General features: G+C 71.0%; 10 protein-coding genes and 2 pseudogenes. 8 read left to right on the top strand and 4 right to left on the bottom strand.

What is annotated here, in order from left to right:
• Positions 1-15: 15 nt before the first annotated feature.
• Positions 16-8,796, top strand: a pseudogene (locus tag F4560_RS14720) (SDR family NAD(P)-dependent oxidoreductase); the annotation flags it as partial.
• A 51-nt stretch (positions 8,797-8,847) separates the two neighbouring features.
• On the opposite strand, the gene F4560_RS14725 reads toward F4560_RS14720, so the two are convergent.
• Genes F4560_RS14725 through F4560_RS14735 form a run of 3 tightly spaced genes read right to left on the bottom strand, consistent with a single transcriptional unit; the run spans position 8,848 to position 12,316 of the window.
• Positions 8,848-10,335: an FAD-dependent monooxygenase gene (locus F4560_RS14725; protein ID WP_184920468.1), complete on the bottom strand. Its 1,488-nt coding sequence runs from the start codon at positions 10,333-10,335 to the stop codon at positions 8,848-8,850.
• An 11-nt stretch (positions 10,336-10,346) separates the two neighbouring features.
• A complete protein-coding gene (locus tag F4560_RS14730; RefSeq protein ID WP_184920470.1) occupies positions 10,347-11,774 on the bottom strand; it encodes an FAD-binding oxidoreductase in 1,428 nt (475 codons plus the stop codon).
• Between the two features lie 5 nt (positions 11,775-11,779).
• The gene (locus F4560_RS14735; protein WP_184920472.1) at positions 11,780-12,316 is read right to left on the bottom strand and encodes a hypothetical protein; all 537 of its coding nucleotides are present in this window, start codon (positions 12,314-12,316) and stop codon (positions 11,780-11,782) included.
• A 192-nt stretch (positions 12,317-12,508) separates the two neighbouring features.
• Between F4560_RS14735 and dpgA the strand changes: the two genes are divergently transcribed.
• From dpgA to F4560_RS14755, 4 genes are read left to right on the top strand one after another with little or no spacing between them, the layout of a single operon-like run.
• Positions 12,509-13,630, top strand: coding sequence for a 3,5-dihydroxyphenylacetyl-CoA synthase DpgA (dpgA, locus tag F4560_RS14740; RefSeq protein WP_246477800.1), 1,122 nt, complete (start codon positions 12,509-12,511; stop codon positions 13,628-13,630).
• Between the two features lie 15 nt (positions 13,631-13,645).
• Positions 13,646-14,953: a (3,5-dihydroxyphenyl)acetyl-CoA 1,2-dioxygenase DpgC gene (gene dpgC / locus F4560_RS14745; RefSeq protein ID WP_184920474.1), complete on the top strand. Its 1,308-nt coding sequence runs from the start codon at positions 13,646-13,648 to the stop codon at positions 14,951-14,953.
• Positions 14,950-16,539, top strand: a complete 1,590-nt coding sequence (locus tag F4560_RS14750; protein WP_184920476.1) for a thiamine pyrophosphate-binding protein — start codon at positions 14,950-14,952, stop codon at positions 16,537-16,539. Before dpgC ends, F4560_RS14750 begins: the two co-directional genes overlap by 4 nt.
• Positions 16,536-17,951, top strand: a complete 1,416-nt coding sequence (locus tag F4560_RS14755) for an aldehyde dehydrogenase family protein (protein WP_184920478.1) — start codon at positions 16,536-16,538, stop codon at positions 17,949-17,951. The genes F4560_RS14750 and F4560_RS14755 overlap by 4 nt, the downstream gene beginning before the upstream one ends.
• Position 17,952: 1 nt before the next feature.
• Here the strand turns inward: F4560_RS14755 and dpgD are convergent, their stop codons facing one another.
• Positions 17,953-18,744 (bottom strand): enoyl-CoA-hydratase DpgD, encoded by a 792-nt coding sequence (gene dpgD, locus F4560_RS14760; RefSeq protein WP_184920480.1) that lies wholly within the window; start codon positions 18,742-18,744, stop codon positions 17,953-17,955.
• 239 nt (positions 18,745-18,983) lie between these two features.
• Between dpgD and ccrA the strand changes: the two genes are divergently transcribed.
• From ccrA to F4560_RS14775, 3 genes and pseudogenes are all read left to right on the top strand, one after another.
• Positions 18,984-20,342 carry a crotonyl-CoA carboxylase/reductase gene (ccrA, locus tag F4560_RS14765; RefSeq protein ID WP_184920482.1) on the top strand — a complete coding sequence of 453 codons (1,359 nt, stop codon included), beginning with the start codon at positions 18,984-18,986 and terminating at the stop codon, positions 20,340-20,342.
• Positions 20,339-21,334, top strand: coding sequence for a 3-oxoacyl-ACP synthase III family protein (locus tag F4560_RS14770; RefSeq protein ID WP_184920484.1), 996 nt, complete (start codon positions 20,339-20,341; stop codon positions 21,332-21,334). Before ccrA ends, F4560_RS14770 begins: the two co-directional genes overlap by 4 nt.
• Positions 21,331-22,196, top strand: a pseudogene (locus F4560_RS14775) (3-hydroxybutyryl-CoA dehydrogenase). The gene F4560_RS14770 and the pseudogene F4560_RS14775 overlap by 4 nt, the downstream one beginning before the upstream one ends.
• Positions 22,197-22,497 lie beyond the last annotated feature (301 nt).

A 22,497-nucleotide genomic window follows, 5' to 3' on the forward strand; every position in this document is an offset into this window, starting at 1 on the left:
CGGGAATACCTGAAGAAGGCGATCGCCGAGACCAGGGATGTGCGGAGCCGCCTGCGCGAGGCGCAGGACCGCTTCACCGAGCCGATCGCGATCATCGGCATCGGCTGCCGGTTCCCCGGTGGTGTCGCTTCCCCCGACGACCTGTGGCGGCTGGTGCTGGACGGCGGTGACGCGATCACCGGGTTCCCCACCGACCGGGGCTGGGATCTGGAAGCCCTGTACGACCCCGATCCGGACCGACCCGGCACCAGCTACGCCCGCGAAGGCGGATTCCTGGACGACGTGGCCGGGTTCGACGCGAACTTCTTCGGCATCTCCCCGCGTGAAGCGGTGGCGATGGACCCCCAACAACGGCTGCTGCTGGAGACCGCCTGGCACGCCATCGAGAACGCGGGCATCGACCCGACATCGCTGCGCGGCACCCGCACCGGCGTGTTCGCGGGGGTAGCCGGGCAGGACTACGCGGCGCTGGCGATGTCCGCCGGTGACACCGCAGGTCACGTGATCACCGGCAACGCGGGCAGCGTCCTGTCCGGCCGCGTCGCCTACACCCTCGGCCTCGAAGGACCCGCACTCACCATCGACACCGCCTGCTCATCCTCCCTCGTCGCCATCCACCTCGCCGCACAATCACTCCGAACCGGCGAATCAACACTCGCACTCGCCGGCGGCATCACCATCATGGCAACACCCTCCGTCTTCATCGAATTCAGCAAACAACGCGGCCTCGCCACCGACGGACGCTGCAAACCCTTCTCCACCAACGCCGACGGCATGAGCCCCGCCGAAGGCACCGGCCTCCTACTCCTCGAAAAACTCACCGACGCCCAACACAACAACCACCACATCCTCGCCATCCTCAAAGGCTCCGCCATCAACCAGGACGGCGCATCCAACGGCCTCAGCGCACCCAACGGCCCCGCACAACAACGAGTCATCCAAGCCGCACTCCACAACGCAGCCCTACCACCCACCGAAATCGACCTACTCGAAGCCCACGGCACCGGAACCCGCCTCGGCGACCCCATCGAAGCCCAAGCACTACTCACCACCTACGGCCAAAACCGAAACCCCAACCAACCCCTATGGCTCGGCTCCGTCAAATCCAACATCGGACACACCCAAGCCGCCGCCGGCGTCGCGGGCGTGATCAAAACGGTGATGGCATTACGACACGGCACCGTGCCCCCCACCCTGCACGCCGAGAACCCCACCCCGGAAGTCGACTGGACCAGCGGCGCGGTGCAACTCGCCACCCGGACCCGACCCTGGCCACAAGCAGACCGACCCCGACGCGCCGCCGTCTCCTCCTTCGGCATCAGCGGCACCAACGCCCACCTCATCCTCGAACAGGCCCCCGACACCGCCACCGCGACCGGCACCGACGCCGCGTCCGCCGTCGGCACCGGCACCGGCACCGGCACTGCGACAAGCACCGCGACAAGCACCGCGACCGGGCCAGCGTCTGGGTCGGGGTCTGGGTCGGGGTTGGGGTTGGGGTGGGGGTCGGGTGTGGTGGCGTGGCCGTTGGACGCCGCCTCGGAGCCCGCGCTGGCGCGGGTCGCGGCACTGCTGCGCGACACCCCCGGCGACCCCGCCGCCATCGCCCACTCCCTGACCCGCACCCGCGCCCGGCTCACCCACCGCGCCGTCATCCTCGGCCACCACGACGACCGCACCGGATTCGACACCGCCCTCACCGCCCTCGCCGAAGGCCGGCCGCACCCCGACCTCGTCACCGGCACCGTCCCCGCCCACCGCGGCGGAACCGTGTTCGTGTTCCCCGGACAAGGCTCCCAATGGCACGGCATGGGAGCCCACCTCTACGACACCAACCCCGTCTTCGCCCGCACCGCCGAAGCCTGCGACGCGGCCCTGCACCCCCACACCGGCTGGTCCGTCATCGACCTGCTCCGCAACGGCCCCCTCGACCGCGTCGACCGCATCCAACCCGCCCTGTTCACCATGATGATCGCCCTCGCCCGCGTCTGGCAGGCCCACGACATCCACCCCGACGCCGTCATCGGACACTCCCAAGGCGAAATCGCCGCCGCCCACATCGCCGGCGCACTCACCCTCGACGACGCCGCCAAACTCTCCGCCCTCCGCGCCCAAGCCCTCCTCTCCATCACCGGCCGCGGCGCCATGGCCTCCATCTCCCTACCCGCCCACCAACTACTCCCACTACTCCCACCCGGCACCCACATCGCCGCCCACAACTCACCCACCACCACCGTCGCCGCCGGCGACACCCACGCCATCCACCAACTCACCAACCACTGCCGACAACACAACATCCACCACCGCCTCATCCCCGTCGACTACGCCTCCCACACCCCCCACGTCGACACCCTCCGCGACACCCTCCTCGACATCCACATCACCCCCCACCCCTCCCACACCCCCTTCCACTCCACCCTCACCACCCACCCCACCGACACCACCACCCTCACCCCCCACTACTGGTACGACAACCTCCGCAACCCCGTCCACTACCACCAAACCCTCACCAAACTCACCCCCCACCACACCCACTACATCGAAACCAGCCCACACCCCATCCTCACCACACCCACCCACGACACCCTCCCCCACGCCACCACCATCCCCACCCTCCACCGCAACACCAACCGCCTCCACCACAACCTCGCCCACGCCCACACCACCGGCCTCCCCATCACCCTCCCCACACCCACCACCACACACACCACCCCCCTACCCCCCTACCCCTTCCAACACCAACACCACTGGCTGGAAGTGAAGAAGAAGACCGCACACTCGCCCGCGCAGGCGGGACAGCAGGCATCCGATCACCCACTGCTCACCGCGCGGGTCGACCTGGCCGACGGCGGAACCGTCTACACAGGACTGATCGATCGCGCGGCGCAGCCGTGGCTCGCCGAGCACACCGTCAGCGGTGTTCCACTGCTGCCCGGCGCGGCACTGCTGGACCTCGTGTGGCACGTAGCGGAGGACACGGGCATGGGCTCGGTGCGCGAACTCGCGCTGCACGCGCCCGTGCCGGTGCCGGAGGAACCAGCGCGGCTGCGCGTGACGGTCGCCGAGGACGTCCTGATCCACACGCAGGGTCCGGACGACGAGTGGGTGCACCACGCGACGGCCACCCTGGACGTGTCGACGTCCGAGCCGGAATGCCTGGCCGAGTGGCCTCCGCCGGGCGCCGAGGCCGTGCCGGTGGGCGACCTCTACGAAACCCTGGCCGGGGGCGGCTTGGAGTACGGTCCCGCGTTCCGCGCGGTGCGCGCGGCGTGGCGGCAGGGCGATCGGACCTGGGCGGAGGTGGTGCTGCCCGGCGAGCCCGAGCGGTTCGGGTTGCACCCGGCGCTGCTCGACGCCGCGCTGCACCCATTGGCGCTGCACACGACCGGGGATCCGGTGATGCCGTTCGCTTTCACCGGGGCGACCCTGCACGCCAGGGACGCGACGGTGCTGCGAGTGCGGCTCACCGCACGCGGACCGGAAGCGCTGACCGTGGAGGTGTTCGACACGGCAGGCGCGCCGGTCGCGTCGATCGACGAGTTGCGCCTGCGGGCGGTCCCGCCGATCCGCACCGCTCGGACGGAGCTGTTCCGGCTGGACTGGCGTCCGGTGGAGGCCGAGCCCGCCTCGGACGTCGGTGAGGTCGCGGACGCCGTGGTGTGGCGCCGTCCCGCATCCGTCCCCGTGGACGATCTCGGGGACGATCTCGGGGACGCCGTGGTCACAGCCGCGGTGGAGCACGTCGCCGCCCTCCAGCGGTGGATGGCCGACGACAGCGGTGTGCCGCTGGTGATCGTCACCACCGGAGCGGTCGCTGTCGACAACGAGTCGGTAGACCTCGTCCACGCTCCGCTGTGGGGTATGACGCGGACCGCCCAGGCAGAGCACACCGGGCGGATCGTCCTGCTCGACCTCGATCCCGCCGCACCGTCGCACGACGTGGCCGCACTCGTCCCGCGAGTGCTCCGGCTCGATGAACCGCAGCTCGCGGTGCGAGGCGGAATCCTGCTCGCGCCTCGTCTCGCACCGGTTCCCGTGCCCGACCCCGTCCGGCTCGACCCCGACCGGACCGTGGTGGTCACCGGCGCGAACGGCGGTGTGGCGCACCACGTCGTCGAGCACCTCATCGCGCAGCACGGAGTGCGGCACGTGCTGCTGCTCAGCCGCACCGAGCCCATCGCGCTCGCGGAGCACGTCACCACGCTGGGAGGCACGGCCACCGCCCGCGCCTGCGACGTCACCGACGCACGGCAGGTCGCCGAAGCGCTGGCGGCGGTCCCGACCGACCAGCCGGTGCAGGCAGTGGTGCACACGGCCGCGGTGCTGGACGACGCGACGCTGAGCGCCACCACACCGGAGCAGCTCGCACGCGTGCTGAAGCCGAAGGTGCACGGCACCCTCGTCCTGGAATCCCTGGTGGGTGACGCGGCGTTGCTGCTGTACTCCAGTGCCTCCGCGACGTTCGGCGGTGCGGGCCAGGCGGGGTACACGACGGCGAACACGTTCCTCGACGCGTTCGCGCACGACCGGCGGGCAGGCGGTGCGGCGGTGACGTCCGTGGGCTGGGGTTTGTGGGACACCGGCACCGGCATGGCGGCGACGCTCGGTGAAGCCGACCTCAACCGGGTGCGGCGCGGCGGGTTCCTGCCGATGAGCCCCGCTCAGGCACTCGCGCTGCACGACGCCGCGCCCGCCGCGGGCCACGCGCACCTCGTGGCGACCCCGCTCTCGGCGAGAGTCGACACCGTCCACCCGCTTCTGCGCGATCTCGCCGCTCCCCGCCGCACGTCGCGGCTGCGCAGCGCCGCCACCACCGAGGACGTCTCCGAGCTGGTGGTGCGGCTGCGTGCTCTGGCCGAGACCGAGCGGCAGGAGACCTTGTTGGCGTTGGTGCGCGACCAGGCCAACACGGTGCTCGGCCACCCGGGAACTCACGCCATCGACCCGGCGCAATCGTTCCGGGAGCTGGGTTTCGACTCGCTGACCGCGGTGGAGCTGCGCAACCGGCTGCACGCCGTCACCGGGCTGCGCCTGCCCGCCACGCTCGTGTTCGACCACCCTCGGCCCGACGTGCTGGCACGGTTCCTCGGTGGGGAACTGCTGGGCGACGCGGCTCCGGTCGCGCCCGCCGCAGCAGTTGCGGTGTCGTCGGTGGAGCCGATCGCGATCATCGGCATCGGTTGCCGGTTCCCCGGTGGTGTCGCTTCCCCCGACGACCTGTGGCGGCTGGTGCTGGACGGCGGTGACGCGATCACCGGCTTCCCCACCGACCGGGGCTGGGATCTCGAAGCCCTGTACGACCCCGATCCGGACCGACCCGGCACCAGCTACGCCCGCGAAGGCGGGTTCCTGGACGACGTGGCCGGGTTCGACGCCAGCTTCTTCGGCATCTCCCCGCGTGAGGCGCTGGCGATGGACCCCCAACAGCGGCTGCTGCTGGAGACCGCCTGGCACGCCATCGAGGACGCGGGCATCGACCCGACATCGCTGCGCGGCACCCGCACCGGTGTGTTCGCGGGTATCAGCAACCAGGACTACCCGCAGCTCGCGCGGGACCTGCCACCCGAGGTGGTGGGCTACCTGGGCACCGGCAACGCGGGCAGCGTCCTGTCCGGCCGCGTCGCCTACACCCTCGGCCTCGAAGGACCCGCACTCACCATCGACACCGCCTGCTCATCCTCCCTCGTCGCCATCCACCTCGCCGCACAATCACTCCGAACCGGCGAATCAACACTCGCACTCGCCGGCGGCATCACCATCATGGCAACACCCTCCGTCTTCATCGAATTCAGCAAACAACGCGGCCTCGCCACCGACGGACGCTGCAAACCCTTCTCCACCAACGCCGACGGCATGAGCCCCGCCGAAGGCACCGGCCTCCTACTCCTCGAAAAACTCACCGACGCCCAACACAACAACCACCACATCCTCGCCATCCTCAAAGGCTCCGCCATCAACCAGGACGGCGCATCCAACGGCCTCAGCGCACCCAACGGCCCCGCACAACAACGAGTCATCCAAGCCGCACTCCACAACGCAGCCCTACCACCCACCGAAATCGACCTACTCGAAGCCCACGGCACCGGAACCCGCCTCGGCGACCCCATCGAAGCCCAAGCACTACTCACCACCTACGGCCAAAACCGAAACCCCAACCAACCCCTATGGCTCGGCTCCGTCAAATCCAACATCGGACACACCCAAGCCGCCGCCGGCGTCGCAGGCGTGATCAAAACCGTCATGGCACTACGACACCGCACCGTGCCCCCCACCCTCCACGCCGACAACCCCACCCCCGAAGTCGACTGGACCAGCGGCACCGTGCAACTCGCCACCCGGACCCGACCCTGGCCACAAACAGACCGACCCCGACGCGCCGCCGTCTCCTCCTTCGGCATCAGCGGCACCAACGCCCACCTCATCCTCGAACAGGGACCGGACGTTCCCAAGCCCGCGGAGAGCGACCTGCCCGTCCCGCTACTGCTGTCGGCTCGCACCTCAGGCGGGCTGCGCAACCAGGTGCGGCGCCTGCGCGAGCGCTTGGAGCACGTCTCCCCCGCCGCGCTCGCCCACACCCTGGCAACCGGTCGCGCGCACCTGCCGCACCGGATCGGCGTGGTCGCCGTGCCCGGTCGGGACATCCGCGACGACCTCACCGCCGCGGCGGAGTCGGTGACGCGAGACGGTGTGACAGCGTTCCTGTTCACCGGGCAGGGATCACAGCGGGCGGCGGGCGCCCAGCTCTACGACCGCGTGCCGACGTTCGCCAAAGCGCTGGACGAGGTGTGCGCGGAACTCGACCGGCACCTCGACGTGCCCACGCGGGACTTGGTGCTGCGGCCGACCGACGACCAGTTGACCCGTACCGACCTCGTGCAGCCCGCGCTGTTCGCGCTCCAGGTGGCGCTGGCGGCGTTCCTCGACAGCGAGCACGGTGTGCGGCCGAAGGCGTTGCTGGGACACTCGATCGGGGAACTGTCCGCCGCGCACGTAGCGGGGGTGCTGGACCTCGCCGACGCCGCCGCCCTGGTGGCAGCGCGCGGGAAGTTGATGGCGAGACTTCCCGAGGACGGCACCATGGTCGCCGTCACCGCCTCGGAGCAGGAGGTGCTGGCAGCTCTCGCGGGCCTGGAGCACGAGGTGTCGGTGGCGGCGGTCAACGGGCCGCTCTCGACCGTGGTGTCCGGACCCGCGGCACTGGTCTCCGAGGTGGCGTCACGGTTCGCCCGGACCCGGCGGCTGCGTGTCGGTCGCGCTTTCCACTCGCCACAGCTCGACGGCTTCCTCGACGAGTTCCGGGCCGTGGCGGCGGATCTCGGGTTCCGGACGCCACACCTGCCGCTGGTGTCGAACGTGACCGGCGAAGTCGTGGGCGACGAGGTGCTCACCCCGGAGTACTGGGTGCGCCAGGCGCGGCAGCCGGTGCGGTTCGCCGACGGCGTGGCGCGGCTGCTGGAGCTGGGCACGACCCGGTTCGTGGAACTGGGGCCGGACGCGGTGCTCACCACTCTCACACGGGACATCGTGCCCGCCGAGCACGTGGTGCGGCCGGTCCTGCGGCGCGACCGCGGTGACGCCGAGGCGCTGGTCGAGGCGCTGGCCGCACTGTGGGCCGACGGCGCGGACGTGCGGTGGTCCACGCTGTTGCCCGACTCCGGAGCCCTCGCCCCCGGCTACGGTTTCGACCGCACCCGTTACTGGCTCGACGGCGGGTTCACCGCGGCTCCCGCACCGGTCGTCACCGAACAGGTCGAGGACGTCGGCATCCCGGAGTTGGTGCGCCGCACCGTCGCGGCGGTGCTCGGCCACGCGGCCGAGGCGTTCGACCCGGACGCCGCGTTCACCGACCTGGGCATCGACTCGCTGACCTCCCTGGAGATCCGCACCCGTTTGGAGGCGGCGACGCGAGTGCGGCTGAGCGCCACGGCGGTGTTCGACCACCCGACGGCGAATGCTCTGGCCGCACACGTCGCCGGGCTGGTCGACGCGCCGCAGCCGACCGGTATCGGATCGCTCTACTGGGCGGCGTGCTCGCAGGGCCGCACCGACGAGGCCGGTGACTTGCTGCGCGCCGCGGCGAGGCTGCGACCGTCGTTCACCGCGGCGGCGCCACCCGCTCCCGCGACACCGGTGCGGTTGGCGCGCGGCGGCGGCGTGCCGCTGGTGTGCTTGCCGTCGTTCAACGCGGTCGCCGGGCCCCACGAGTTCGTCCGGTTCGCCACCGCGTCGGACCGCGACGTGTGGGCGCTGCACGAACCCGGTTTCCTGCCAGGGCAGGACATCCCGGCCGATCTCGCGGCGCTGGTCGCCGCCCAGACGGCGGCCGTGCGGGCGGTCACCGGTGGCGGACCGTGCGTGTTGGTGGGACGGTCGGCGTCCGGGCTGCTGGCCAACACCCTGGCCGCCGCGCTGGAGGCTGAAGGCGACCCGGTGGTCGCGGTGGTGGTGCTCGACGTCTACCCGCCCGCGCTGACCAGAGCGCATTCGTGGGTCGAACGCGACCTCAACCGCGCCGTCGCCGCCCGGGAGAAGGACACGGTGCTGCACGACGACGCGCGGCTCATCGCGATGGGCCGCTACTTCGAGGCGTTCGCCGGCTGGGAACCGGCCCTCACCTCGGCGCCGACGCTGCACCTGAGGGCCGTGGAGCCGTTCGCGCCCGACCTTCCGGAGGACTGGCGGTCGGCGTGGGAGCTGCCGCATGACGAGGCGGACGTCCCCGGCGACCACTTCACGATCCTGGAGGACCACGCGGGCACTACCGCCGCCGCGGTGGAACGCTGGTTGAGTCGTTGAGAGCAGGAAGCCCCCGGCCGCGTGGCCGGGGGCTTCCTCGTCGCGATCGGGTCAGGCAGGCGGTCCGAACCAGGCCCGCAGCGCCGCATCGAGATGTTCTCCGTGGGCGGGGTCGTCGTCGGGCGCGACCCAGCACACGTGACCGTCGGGGCGCACCAGCACACCGGAGACCGCCCAGCGCGACAGGTCGCCCTCGGTGGTCTCGACGCGGTCGGCCCAACCTCGCGACCGCGCGGCGTGCTCCGCACCCGCCACCAGGACGCCTCGACCGGAGCGCAGCCGCTCGAACAACCGCCCGGCGCACGTCGGCAGGTCGGGCATCCGCGCACCGAGCAACTCGTGCGCCACAGGGTTGTCCACGGCGTAGCGCACGTCCAGTCCTGACAGCAGCCCGGCGAACCGGTCGTTGACCTCCCGCAGCCTCAGCAGGTCGACGAAGGTGCGGCGCAGCGCGTCGTACTCGGCGGCCGGGTTGGTCAGCAACGCCTGCACACGCGTGTTCTCCAGCACCCGCGCGCCCACGGGGTGACGTTCGTCGTGGTAGGTGTCCAGCAGCGAATCGGGAGCCCGACCGGTGACGACCAGGCCCAGCTTCCAGCCCAGGTTCACCGCGTCCTGGATGCCGACGCTCAGCCCCTGCCCGCCCGCCGGGATGTGGATGCGCGCGGCATCCGCGACCACGAACAGCCGGCCGATCCGGTAGTCGGTGGCCTGATGGGCGGCATCGGACAGCCGGGACGCCCACTCGACGTCGGCGATCCGCACCTGCGTGCCGTAGCGCTGAGCCACGGCGTCCTTGACCTCCTGCGCGGTCACCGCGTCCTCGGCCCGGCGCCCGTGCTCCGCCCACACCACGCGGTAGCGGCCGTTGGGCAGCGGCACCAGCGGGTAGGAGACGTCGCGCCGCTCCTGCCGCTCGTCGCCGAGCAGGTCCGCGGTGCGGCGTGGCCGGCTCAGCACCTCCGGTGGCGCGGACTCCAGCACGACGTCCGCGACGACGCCGGAGAAGTCCGTGGACGTACCGGGAAAGGCGAAGCGACCAAGCCTGCGCACGGCGCTGCTGTGGCCGTCGCAGCCGACGACGTACCTCGCGGTGTAGCGGACCTCGCCGTCCGGTGTCGCCACGACGGCGGTCGCGGACTCGTCGGACTGCGTGAGACCGACGAGTTCATGCGACCGCAGCACCCGCACACCACGTCGGCACGCCTCGGCTTCCAGCACGCCTTCCAAGAGGTTCTGCGGATAGATCAGGTGGTAGGGATGCGCGCTGTCCCAGCGGTCGTAGGTGAGCGGCACCGGCAGGCCGGCGAAGTGGCCATCGGGTATTCGGGCCACCGCCTCGGTGAGCACCGCGTCGAGCAGGCCGCGCGAGTCCAGCAGCTCCACGGTCCGCGGTTGCAGGCCCAACGCCTTGGAGTGCCGGTTCGGCTCCGGCTGCGCGTCGATCACGGTGGCCGTGACGCCCGCGAGGGCGAGCTCGCACGCCATCGTCAGACCCGACGGTCCCGCGCCCACCACCAACACGTCCACAGCGGTCATCAGGGACTCCTTCACACGCCTTGGGGCAGCCGGAACAGCCTGGTCGGGTCGTAGCGCCGTTTCACCTCCGCGAGCCGCGCGTGGTTGTCACCCCAGTACGCGCGCCTCCAGTCCGCGAGTCGCGGGTCGGGGAAGTTCACGTAGGAACCGCTGGAGAGCGGTTCGAGCAGTGCGAACCCTTTGTCCAGGTACGACAGCGCCCGCTGTTCGCGGTCCGGTGCGGGGACGGCGTCGGGGAGCAGGACCACGTGCCCGATGAGGAACAGCGCGTCGCGGTGCGGGTACGCGGTGGCGTCGCGGGCCACGCGGTTGATCTGTCCGCCCATGGCGGTGAAGTTGACGAACCGCGTCTCCCCGGCCTCGCGGTCCGCGCCGAACCCGTCCACCAGAGCGCCTGTCGTCGAGGCGTCCAGTGGCTGGTCGAACAGCCGGTTGCGCTCGCGTTGGAACTGCTGGCGCGGCAACAGCGCGCCGGGCCGCGTGCCGACACGATGGCACTCCCGCGCGGTCCGCTGCTGCCCGCCGCCGTAGATCCACAGCATGGTGTCGCGATAGGACTGGTCGAGCACGAGCCTCGCCACCGGATCGGTTCCGACACTCGACGTCAGGTTCGCCAGCAGCGCCTCCGCCTGCGCCGCGGAACCCATGAGGGTGCCGATGAGCACGACCGTCACCGGCTCCCCGGGTGCGGCGTCGGCCAGCACGAGGCTGATCGAGGACGACAGCTCGTCCGGCGCGGTGACCACCCAGTCCTGCCAGGCGCACAACACGTCCACCGCGGCGTCGCCGGTCCACACCAGGTGGAACAGCACCATCCACGGGATGACCTCGGGCACCACCTCGTAGTCCACGACCGCGCCGAAGTTCCCTCCCCCGCCGCCGCGCAGCGCCCAGAACAGGTCCGGGTGCTCCTCCTCCGAGCAGCGCACCGCGGTGCCGTCGGCGAGCAGAACCCTGGCCGAGACGAGGCGGTCGCACGCCAGGCCGTGCCTGCGGCTCTGCGGCCCGTGTCCGCCGCCGGTGACGAAGCCACCCGCCGCCACCGTGGGGCACATGCCGTTGGCCACGGCCAGCCCGTCCGACCACAGGGCCTCCAGCGCGTCCACGGCCTGCACACCCGGTCCCAAGTGGACTGTCGCACCGTCCCGACGCACGTGGTCCAGGCGCGAGAGGTCCAGCACGAGTCCCGGTGTCGTGGACCAGCCCGCGAAGCTGTGCCCCCCACTGCGCAGCCGTACGGGCACGTCGTGCTCTGCGGCGAACCGCAGGCCCATGCGCACGTCGTCCTCATCGGCGCAGTAGGCGACGCATGCGGGTGCAACCGAGTCGTACTCGGCGATCTGGAGCTGCACGGCCAGGTCGTAGGCCGGGTCACCGGGTCGCACGACCTCACCGTGCAACGCCGAGGCCAACGAGGTGAAGTCCGTCGTCCGAGCCACCACTGTCAGACGACCAGCGTCTGCGTGGCGGGCACGGGCCGCCCTTCCAGGTCGCAGATCGTGCGCGGGCCGTCCGTGCCGCCGTTGACGACCACGACCCGGTGGCCGGGTGCGAACGTGTAGAGGCCGGGTTCCTCGGCGAGAAAACGGGTGTGAGCGCCGCTGAGGAGCACACCGTGCCCGATCCGCGCCGGTTCGACGTTCGTCAACCCGTACGCGGTCGGCTCGGCGTCCACCGGCCCGGCGACCACGACGCCCATGTGGCCGGTGACGTCGTTCGCCGGGCGCTCGAACTTGGTGCCGTGCAGCGTCCGCAGCGTCAGCCACAGGTCGATGTAGGCGCCGCGGCGGATCACGACGGGTGCGGTGATGCCGAACTCGATCTCGTCGCTGATCGGTTCGTCCCGCTCCGGCAGCGTGCACGAGTAGGTCACCCGGACGGTGCCGGTGTGCACTACGCGCACCGCGCTGCCGTTGTCCGCGGCGGCTGCGATCAGGTCGGCCTGGAGTACTGCGGCGGGGTCGATGGTGCTCACGGCCACGGTCGGACACCTCGTCATCCTTGTGGGACAGGAACTTCCACGGCTCACGATCACGTCAGCGCGGAGGAGGGGTCAACCCCTAGCAGTTCCCCCTAGGAGGAGCACCCCAGAACACCGTGCACGACGGTCTCGACGGGCCGCGGCGCCACTAACCTGCGATCAAGCGTCCGCCTCCCGCACAGGAGAGAGTCGATGAGCCAAGCCGTGATGCCGGAGGTCGACGACCGGCGCGCTCCCGCCGCGGGCGGCCGAACCGGAAGCAAGCCGAAGATCGTGGGATCGGGCACCGCGGTGCCCGAGAACTCTTACACGCAGCTCGACCTCCTGGACCGCTTCGACATCACCGACCAGCGCGTGCGGTCGGTGTTCCTCAACAGCGCCATCGAACGCCGTCACCTCGTGCTGCCACCCGACGAACCGTCGGGCAGGCCGCGCACCGAGACGCAGGGCCAGCTTCTGGCCAAGCACCGTGAACAGGGCGTGGAGCTGGCCGCGCAGGCGGTGCTGCGGAGCGTCGAGGACGCGAACGCCGATCCCGCCGACATCGGTTACCTGTGCTGCGTCACGTCCACGGGTTTCCTCACGCCCGGGTTCAGCGCCTACCTGATCCGCCGGCTCGGTCTGCGCCACCACACCGGACGGCTGGACGTGGTGGGCATGGGCTGCAACGCGGGGCTGAACGGACTCACCGCCACTGCCGGGTGGGCCTCGACGCACCCCGGCTCGCTCGCGGTCACCGTGTGCGTCGAGGTGTGCTCGGCCGCGTACGTGTTCGACGGTTCGATGCGCTCGTCGGTGGTCAACTCGCTGTTCGGCGACGGCGCCGCGGCGGTGGTGCTCACCACGGAAGGCGGTGACGGTGGTGATGGCGGCGGCCCGGAGATCCTGAAGTTCGCCAGTTGCGTCATCCCCGACGCCGTCGACGCGATGCGCTTCGACTGGGACGACGACCACGGCAAGTTCAGCTTCTTCCTCGACCGCGACATCCCGTACGTGGTGGGCGCCCACGCCGAGACGGTGGTGAACCGGCTGTTGGCGGGCACCGGGCTGCGGCGTTCCGACATCGCCCACTGGGTGGTGCACTCCGGTGGGAAGAAGGTGGTGGACTCCGTGCGGGTCAATCTGGGTCTCACCCGCCACGACGTGCGGCACACCACTGGGGTCCTGCGCGACTACGGCAACGTGTCCAGCGCCTCGTTCTTGTTCTCCTACAACCGGTTGACCGATGAAGACCTGGCCCGACCCGGCGACCACGCGGTGCTGATGACGATGGGACCCGGCTCGACCATCGAGACGGCCCTGCTGCGCTACTAGACCAAGGCGGTGCCCATGCCCCTGACACCCACCCGCCTCGCCGACGACGCCGCGAACCTCGCCGAACGGGCACGCGCGTGCGACGTGGCGATCGCCGCGCTGCCGGCGAAACCCGCGCGCACCGACGAGGAACAGCGCGCCGCCGACGACGCGCAACGGCCTGTACGCGATCTGCGCGACCGGTTCATGCGCCTGCACGGCCGGGAGGTCTACGACACGGTCACCGACCGCCGCACCCGCGGGCCTCGCCTGGCGCAGTTGGTCGCCGCGACCGCCGAACTCGTCCCCGGTCTGCTGCCGGACGCCGCCCGCCTGGCCGCCGAAGAGCGACTCCCGCAGGCGGTGAAGGAAGGCCTGGTCATCGACCTGGGAATCTTCTTCCGCCGCGTCTTGGCCGACCCTGTGTCCGGCGAGCACCTGCTGGACGCGATGCGCGCCCCCACCCCGCGCGCGCTGAGCCTGCTGGCGGCGTTCGAGCGGACCGGGGAGCTGGACCTCGACACCGTCCACTTGCAACGGTCCGGGAGGATCGCGCACGTGACCGTGCGCAACCTGGACTGCCTCAACGCCGAGACCACCGAGCTGAACGCGGACCTGGAGACCGCGGTGGACCTGGCCCTGCTCGACCCGGCGGTGGAGGCGGGCGTGCTGCGGGGCGCGGAGATGACCCACCCTCGCTACGCGGGCAAGAGGGTGTTCAGCGCGGGCATCAACCTCAAGCACCTGCACGCGGGCCGCATTTCGTACACCGACTTCCTGCTCGGCCGGGAACTGGGGCTGCTGAGCAAGCTGCGGCGCGGTCTGCGGGGCGGTGAAGACCCGACGTGGTGGCCGAACGCCGACGTGGCCAAGCCGTGGGTGGCCGCGGTCGACACGTTCGCCATCGGCGGTGGGATGCAGATCCTCTTGACCGTGGACCACGTGGTGGCCGCCGATGACGCCTACTTCAGCCTGCCCGCCGCCCAGGAGGGCATCGTGCCGGGCATGGCCAACCTGCGACTCACGGCGCTGTTCGGCGGCAGGCTGACCCGACGGGTGATCCTGGACGGCAAGAGCATCGGCGCCCGCGATCCCGAAGCGACGTTGCTGTGCGACGAGGTGGTGGCGCCAGAACGGGTCGGCGCGGTGGCACTGGCCGCGGCCGAGCGGTTGGCGTCCCCCGCGGTCGCGGTGAACCGGCGCATGGTGAACCTGGCCGAGGAGCCCCCGGACGCGTTCCGCGCCTACGCCTCGGAATTCGCGCTTGTGCAGGCGCTGAGGCTGCACAGCGCCGACGTGCTCGACAAGGTCCACCGGTTCAGCACGGCGGAACGCTCGGCATGAGGCCGGTCGAGGCTCTGCTCAGGGTGCTGCGCGACGAGGGCGTGACGAAGGTCTTCGGCAACCCGGGGACGACCGAGCTGCCGTTCCTCGACGCACTCGTCGACGCACCGGACATCGAGTACGTCCTCGGTGCGCATGAGGGGTCCTTGGTGGCGATGGCCGACGGGTACGCCCGCGCCACGCGCCGTCCCGCGTTCGTCAGCCTGCACGTCGCCGCCGGCCTGGCCAACGGGCTCGTGGGGCTGCTCAACGCGTCCAGGTCCCGCACGCCGATGGTGGTGACCGCGGGTCAGCAGGACCGCAGGCACCTCGTGCAGGACCCGATGCTGTCCGGAGACCTGGTGGGGCTCGCGGCGGCGGCGGTGAAGCACACCTTCGACGTGCGGCACGCGCCCGACCTGCCGCTGCTGCTGCGCCGGGCGTTCCGGCTGGCCGTGCAGCCGCCCGCGGGACCGGTGTTCCTGTCGATCCCGATGGACCTGCTCGCCGAGGACACCGACGTGGAGCTACCGGCGCGGTCGGTGGTGTGGCCGCCGGGACCGGCGTCGGGCGTCGCCGACGCCGTGGCGGCGCTGGGGGCCGCGCGCGACCCGGTGATCGTCGCCGGGGACGGGGTGGGTCGGGCGAACGCGGTCGCGGAACTGGTCGCGGTGGCCGAGGCGCTGGACGCGCCGGTCTTCCACCAACCGCTGTTCGACGGCATCGACTTCCCCACCACGCACCCGCTGTACGCCGGGATGCTGCCCGGCACGAACGCCGGCATCAGGAACGAGCTGGCCGCGCACGACGTGGTGTTCATCGTGGGCTGCCACGCGTTCATGCCGCACCACTACACACCCGGGCCGGCGATCCCGCCGGGCACGCGGGTGGTGCAGCTCGACGACGACCCGGCGGAACCCGGCCGCAACTTCGCCGTCTCACCGGGGCTGGTGGGCGACATCAGGTCGACGTTGGCGGAACTGGCCGGGCGCCTGCCACGTCGCCCCGGCGGCAGGGTCGTCAGGCAACCCGACGTCGACGTCCACTACGGGTCTGTCCCGCTGGAGCCGCTGGTCGCGGCGCACGCCGTCGCATCCGGGTTGCCGGAGGACGCCGTGGTCGTGGAAGAGGCGATCACCACGGGAGTGCTGCTGCGCCGGGTGCTGCGGCAGTCACGGCCCGGCTCCTACGTGCACACGATCGGGGGCGGCCTGGGATCCGGGATCGGCGCGGCCGTCGGCACGCGCATGGGCGAGCCGACCCGGCCGGTGGTTGCGGTGCTGGGCGACGGGTGCGCCCTGTTCGGGCTGCACGGCCTCTGGAGCGCGGCCCGCTACGACGTGGCGGTGACGTTCGTGGTCATGCGCAACGGCGAGTACCGCACGCTCAAGGAAACTCTGGACTCGTGGGACAGCCGGGCCACTCGCGCGGGCCGCTATCCCGGTCTGGACCTCGGCGAGCTGGACTTCACGAAGGCGGGCGACTTCTTCGGCATCCCCTCGCTGACCGTCGGCTCGGCGGCTGAGTTGCGCGACGTCGTCGCCAAGGCCGGCGGGCGGACCGGCCCGCTGCTGGTGGACGTTCCGATCCTGGGGCACGGGTCGTGATCGCCGTCCCGCACGCCGGTCCGGGCCTGACGCCCGTGGTGGAGCCCGCCACGGGGGCCGTTCTGGGCGGCCTGCCCGTGGACGACCCGTCCTCCGTGCGCGCCGCCGTGGACGCGGCGGCCTCGGCGCAGCGATCCTGGGCGGCCGTGCCGGCCGTCGAGCGCGCGGAGGTGATGCGGCGGGCGGCCCTCGCGCTGGAGGGGATGCGCGTGGACGTGGTGGAGTGGATCGTCCGCGAAAGCGGCTCGGTGCGCGGCAAGGCCGCCCACGAGGTGGACTCGGTGCTGGACGAGATCCGGGTGGCCTCCGCGCTGCCTACCCAGCCCTACGGCCACCTGCTGCCCGACGCGCACGGGCGTCGCAGCTCCGCCCGACGCGTCCCGTTGGGCGTGGTCGGAGTGATCAGCCCGTGGAACGTGCCGCTGCTGCTGGGCGCCAGGGCCGCGGTCCCCGCCTTGGCGCTGGGCAACGCCGTCGTCCTCAAACCCGACCCGCGCACCGGCGTGTCCGGCGGACTGGTGCTGGCCGAGGTGTTCCGCGCCGCCGGGCTGCCGCGCGACGTCCTGCGCGTGGTGCACGGCGGTCCGGACGTCGGACGGGCGCTCACGACCGCGCCGGACGTGGCGATGGTGGCGTTCACCGGGTCCACGGCGGTGGGACGGGAGATCGGCGCGGACGCGGGGCGGCTGCTCAAGCGGATGTCGCTGGAACTGGGCGGCAACAACGCCCTGCTGGTGCTGGACGACGTGGACTTGGAGGCGGCGGTGTCGGCCGCGGCGTGGGGCACCTTCTTCCACCAGGGCCAGGTGTGCATGTCGGCCGGCCGGCACGTGGTCCTGGAGTCGGTCGCCGGCAGGTACCTCGACCTGCTGGCGAAGCATGCCGACGCGCTGGTGGTGGGCGACCCCTGGCGCGCGGACGTCGCCCTGGGTCCGCTGATCGACGAGGCGCAGGCGGCGCGCGTGGACAGCATTGTCGCGGAGTCGGTGCGCGCCGGAGCCGAGGTGCGGGCGGGTGGTGTGCGGGACGGGCTGTTCTACCGGCCGACCGTGCTCTCCGGGGTCACCGCGGACATGCCCGCGTTCACGGAGGAGATCTTCGGTCCCGTCGCACCGGTCGTGGTCGTGGCCGACGAGGACGAAGCGGTCGAGGTGGCCAACCGCACGGAGTACGGGCTCGTGGCATCGGTGCTGACCGGGTCGCCCGAACGCGGCGTCGCGCTGGCCGACCGGCTGGCGACCGGGATGGTCCACGTCAACGACCACACCGTGGAGGACGACGCGTTCGTCCCGTTCGGCGGGTGGGGCGCGTCCGGCAACGGCAGCAGGCACGGCGCCGACCGCAGTTGGGAGGAGTTCACCCGCTGGCAGTGGGTGACCGTCCGCGATCGCGTGCGACCCACGCCGCTCTGATTCAGCGCCCCTCCCACCGAGGTTCGCGTTTCTCCGCAAATGCCGCCGGCCCTTCGAGCGCGTCACGACTGAGCATCCGACGCTGCTCCCACTCGTACTCGGCGGCGAACGCCTCGGGCAGCGGCATCGTCACCGACTTCGTCGCCGCCTCCTTCGCGGCCCGCACGGCCAGCGGCGCGGCCCGAAGGAGGTCGGCGACCCAGCCGTCCACACACGCGTCCAGTTCCTCGGCCGCCACGACCTCGTTGATCAGGCCCAGCTCGTAGGCGCGGACCGCGGTCATCGGGCGCCCGGTGAGCAGGTGCCCCAGAGCGACGCGGAACGGCGCCTGCCGCACGAGCCGGAACACACCACCCGCACCCGCGATGAGCCCGAGCCTGGTCTCCGGCAGGGCAAACACCGCGTCATCACTCGCGATGACGAGGTCGCAGGCCATGGCCAACTCGAACCCGCCGCCATAGGCGTAACCGCGTACCGCGGCCACGACGGGCTTCACCAGGTCGAACCGCTCGGTCAGGCGGGGCCAACCAGGCTTTCCCCTGCTGCCGAACGAGGAGCGCCCGGCCGTGCCGTCGACCTGGCGCGCCGCCAGTTCCTTGAGGTCCTGGCCCACGGAGAACGCCCGCTCACCCGCCCCCGTCAGCACGGCCACCCATAGATCGTCGTCGGCTTCGAAGTCGTCCCACACCTCGGCCAGCTCGGCGTGCATCGCGCGGTTCATCGCATTGAGAACGTGCGGTCGGTCTAGCGTCACGCGCGCAACGCGACCGTCTTTCTCGTATCGGATCCCCATGCCTTCCACAATAGCGGCACACCACCACTCATGATTCGCGTAACTTCCCGTTCCCGACAAACGACACTGCCCCTAGTCGCCCACTCCAGCGAATCGCCACCCCCTACCCTGGGGTGGCGTTCAGGGGTTCCAAAACTATAGGTGCCGCGGATAGCGTGCGAAACGCATCGCGACTTCTCGCAGTGTTCCCGCCACCGGTTTCCGGCGCGGCTGTCCGGGTGACGCACATGGGAGCGATCATGGTTTCTTTGTCCGAAGCGTTGCTCGGCGGCGCGCCTCCGGAGGAGATCGAGCGCATTCCGCTACCCGAGGAGCACCTGGCCGCGCACCTGCGCGCGGAGGACAGCGACATGTTCCGCGGTGTCGGCGACAAGGACGTCCGCAAATCACTGCGCGTCGGCCCGGTGCCGGCGCCGGAACCGGCGCCGGACGAGGTCGTCGTGGCGGTGATGGCCAGTTCGATCAACTACAACACGGTGTGGTCGGCGATGTTCGAGCCCATCCCGACGTTCCGCTTCCTCCAGCAGTTCGCCCGACAAGGCGGCTGGGCCACGCGGCACGACCTGCCCTACCACGTCGTCGGCTCAGACGGAGCGGGCGTGATCGTGCGGACCGGCTCTGGCGTGCGACGTTGGCGGGTCGGTGACCACGTGGTGATCAGCCCCGCGTACGTGGACGACCAGGAGCCCGCCTCCCACGCCGACGGAATGCTCGGCGCCGAGCAACGCGCCTGGGGCTTCGAGACCAACTTCGGCGGGCTCGCCGAGTACACCGTGGTTCGCGCCAGTCAGCTCGTCCCCAAGCCCGCCCACTTGACCTGGGAGGAGGCCGCGAGCAACACGCTGTGCGCGGGTACGGCCTACCGGATGCTCGTCAGCGACCGGGGCGCTCGCATGAAGCAGGGCGATGTGGTGCTGGTGTGGGGCGCGGCAGGCGGTTTGGGCGGCTACGCGGTGCAGTTCGTCCGCAACGGCGGTGGCATCCCGATCGGTGTCGTCAGCTCCGAGAGCAAAGCGGAAGTGCTGCGCGCGCTGGGTTGTGACATCGTGATCAACCGCGAGGAGTTCGGGCTGACCGGCGACCTGTCGGCCGACCCCGACCAGGTGATCGAGGTCGGTCGCAGGCTCGGCCGGATCATTCGCGAGCGGGTCGGGCGCGATCCGGACATCGTGTTCGAGCACGTCGGTCGCGCGACGTTCGGCATCTCGGTGTTCGTCGTGCGTCGCGGCGGCGTCGTGGTCACCTGTGGGTCGAGCACCGGGTACAACCACGTGTTCGACAACCGCTACCTGTGGATGAAGCTCAAACGGGTCATCGGAAGCCATGTGGCCAACCTCCAGGAGCAGTGGGAGACCAATCGGCTCATCGCGATGGGCAGCGTGGCGACGACGATGTCCGCGGTGTACCCGCTCGCCGAGGTCGCCGAGGCGGGGCGCCTGGTGCAGACCAACCGGCATGTCGGGAAAGTGGCCGTGCTGTGCATGGCGCCGGAACCGGGGCTCGGCGTGAGCGACCACGAGCTGCGTGCCCGCATCGGGGAGCAGCGCGTCGCGCCCTTGCGGGGGTTCTCCGCAGGTCCGACAACCGGAGAGCGGTGAGCGCGGTGGCCATCGGTTTCCTGGGCACCGGTTCGTACGTGCCGGAGCGGATCGTCACCAACGACGAGATCGCCGAGTTGGTCGTCGACGCGACAGCGGAATGGGTACTGGACAAGACCGGAATCGCGACGAGGCGCTGGGCCGCGCCTGAGGAGGCGACCTCGGACCTGGCGGCGAAGGCCGCCCTGCGGGCGCTGGAGCGGGCCGGTCTGTCGCCGGACCGTATCGACCACCTGATCGTGTCGACCTCGACCGGGGACCACCCCCAGCCGCCCACGGCCTGCCTGGTGCAGGACCTGATCGGAGCGCACGCGGCGGCCTGCTTCGACCTCAACGCGGTGTGCGCCGGCTTCTTGTACGGGGTGGAGCTCGCGCGCGCGTTGACCACCGTGCGCCCCGGCACGCACGCCCTCGTCATCGGCGCCGACGTGTACTCGCGCATCCTGGACTTCACCGACCGGCGCACATCGGTGCTGCTCGGCGACGGCGCGGGCGCGGCCGTGATCGGTCAGGTGCCGGACGGAGAGGGCATCCTGCGCACAGACCTCAGCAGCTATGGCGAGTCCCGAGACCTGATCAGGGTCGTAGCCGGCGGAAGTCGGGTGCCGACAACGGTCGAGACAGTCGCCGAAGGTGCGCACTACTTCACCATGCACGGCCGGGGCGTACGCGATTTCGTCATGGGAACCCTGCCGCCGCTGCTGGACAAGCTGGTCACGGAGGCGGGTTTCACGATCGACGACGTCGACTGCTTCGTGCCGCACCAAGCCAACGGCGTTCTGCTGCGCGAGCTGGCGCAGCGCTGCGGTCTGGCCGGGGCGCACACGCACCTGGTCGTCGACCGCTACGGCAACGTCGGCAGCGCGTCGGTGCCCGTGGCTCTCGACGACGCGGTCACCTCCGGTGCGATCCGTCCAGGCCAACTGGTGCTGCTCGCGGGGTTCGGCGGTGGCATGTCCGTGGGTGCCGGCCTCGTGCGGTGGTCCGGGTGAGCGTCGTCGGGCGAATCGGGGTTGTCGGCGCCGGGCAGATGGGTCTCGGGTTCGTCGAGATCTGCGCGCGGGCGGGGTTGGACGTGTGGGTCGTGGCGTCAGGACCCGAGTCCGCGGCCCGGGTCGGACCGCGGTTGGCGCGCTCGCTGGAACGCTTGGTGGCGAGGGACAGGCTGACCGCGGAGGAACGCGACGCGGCACTGGCCAGGGTCAGTTGTTCCTGGGACCTCAAGGACCTCGCCGACCGCCAGTTCGTCCTGGAAGCTGTGCCGGAGCAGTTGGCGGTCAAGCTCGACGTGTTCGCGACGCTCGACGACGTGGTGGGCGATCCGGACGCCGTGCTCGCCTCGACCACGTCGTCGCTGTCGATCATGAGGCTGGCACGGGCGACGGCGAACCCCGGCCGTGTGGTGGGCGTGCACTTCTTCAACCCGGTCGCCACCATGCGGCTCGTGGAACTGATCGGTTCACTGGCCACCTCTCCGGCAACCACGGAACGCACCCGCGCGTTCCTCGTCGACGTCCTCGGCAAAGAGGTCGTCGAGGCCAGGGACCGGGCAGGATTCATGGTGAACTCGCTGCTCGTTCCCTACCTTCTGTCCGCCGTGCGACTGCTGGAGTCGGGAATGGCGACCGCCGAGGACATCGACCGGGGATGACAGTCGGGTGCGGTCACCCCATGGGACCGCTGAGCTTGATCGACCTGATCGGGCTGGACACGATCGTCGCAATAGGACAGACAATGCACGAGGAGACCAAAGAGCCACTGCACGCTTCCCCTGCCCTGCTGCTGCGCATGGTCGAGGGTGGTTACCTCGGCCGCAAGAGCGGTGCCGGCTTCTTCAAGTATCCCCGCAGTTGAGCCATGATCCGGGGGTGGCGTCACCGGACCCGCTGGCATCGGCACGAACTCCGCGAACGTCGGCAACCGCCGCACCATCGCAACCGGGTCACGCGCCTCGACGCGCTCGGCCACCAACGTGTCGAGATCCCCCGGACCGGGCGCAGGAGTGCGCCGCAGATCCAATTCCCGCCGAGCCATGGGCTCGGCCGCCGGTGTGCCCGCGCCACCCCGAATCGGGAGTCCGTTCACCGTCGACGGGTTGTCGTCGGGCATGGTGCCGCCTCCGCCGGGAGCCGCTCGACAGTCCCGGCGGAGGCGG

Origin of the sequence: Saccharothrix ecbatanensis (genome assembly GCF_014205015.1) — a bacterium.
Classification (GTDB): Bacteria; Actinomycetota; Actinomycetes; order Mycobacteriales; family Pseudonocardiaceae; genus Actinosynnema; species Actinosynnema ecbatanense.

Coding starts and splice junctions, on each gene's coding strand:
- F4560_RS14750 (WP_184920476.1), top strand. CDS start 14,950: ATGAGGCCGGTCGAGGCTCTGCTCAGGGTGCTGCGCGACGAGGGCGTG.
- dpgD (WP_184920480.1), bottom strand. CDS start 18,744: ATGGGGATCCGATACGAGAAAGACGGTCGCGTTGCGCGCGTGACGCTA.
- dpgC (WP_184920474.1), top strand. CDS start 13,646: ATGCCCCTGACACCCACCCGCCTCGCCGACGACGCCGCGAACCTCGCC.
- F4560_RS14725 (WP_184920468.1), bottom strand. CDS start 10,335: ATGACCGCTGTGGACGTGTTGGTGGTGGGCGCGGGACCGTCGGGTCTG.
- ccrA (WP_184920482.1), top strand. CDS start 18,984: ATGGTTTCTTTGTCCGAAGCGTTGCTCGGCGGCGCGCCTCCGGAGGAG.
- dpgA (WP_246477800.1), top strand. CDS start 12,509: ATGAGCCAAGCCGTGATGCCGGAGGTCGACGACCGGCGCGCTCCCGCC.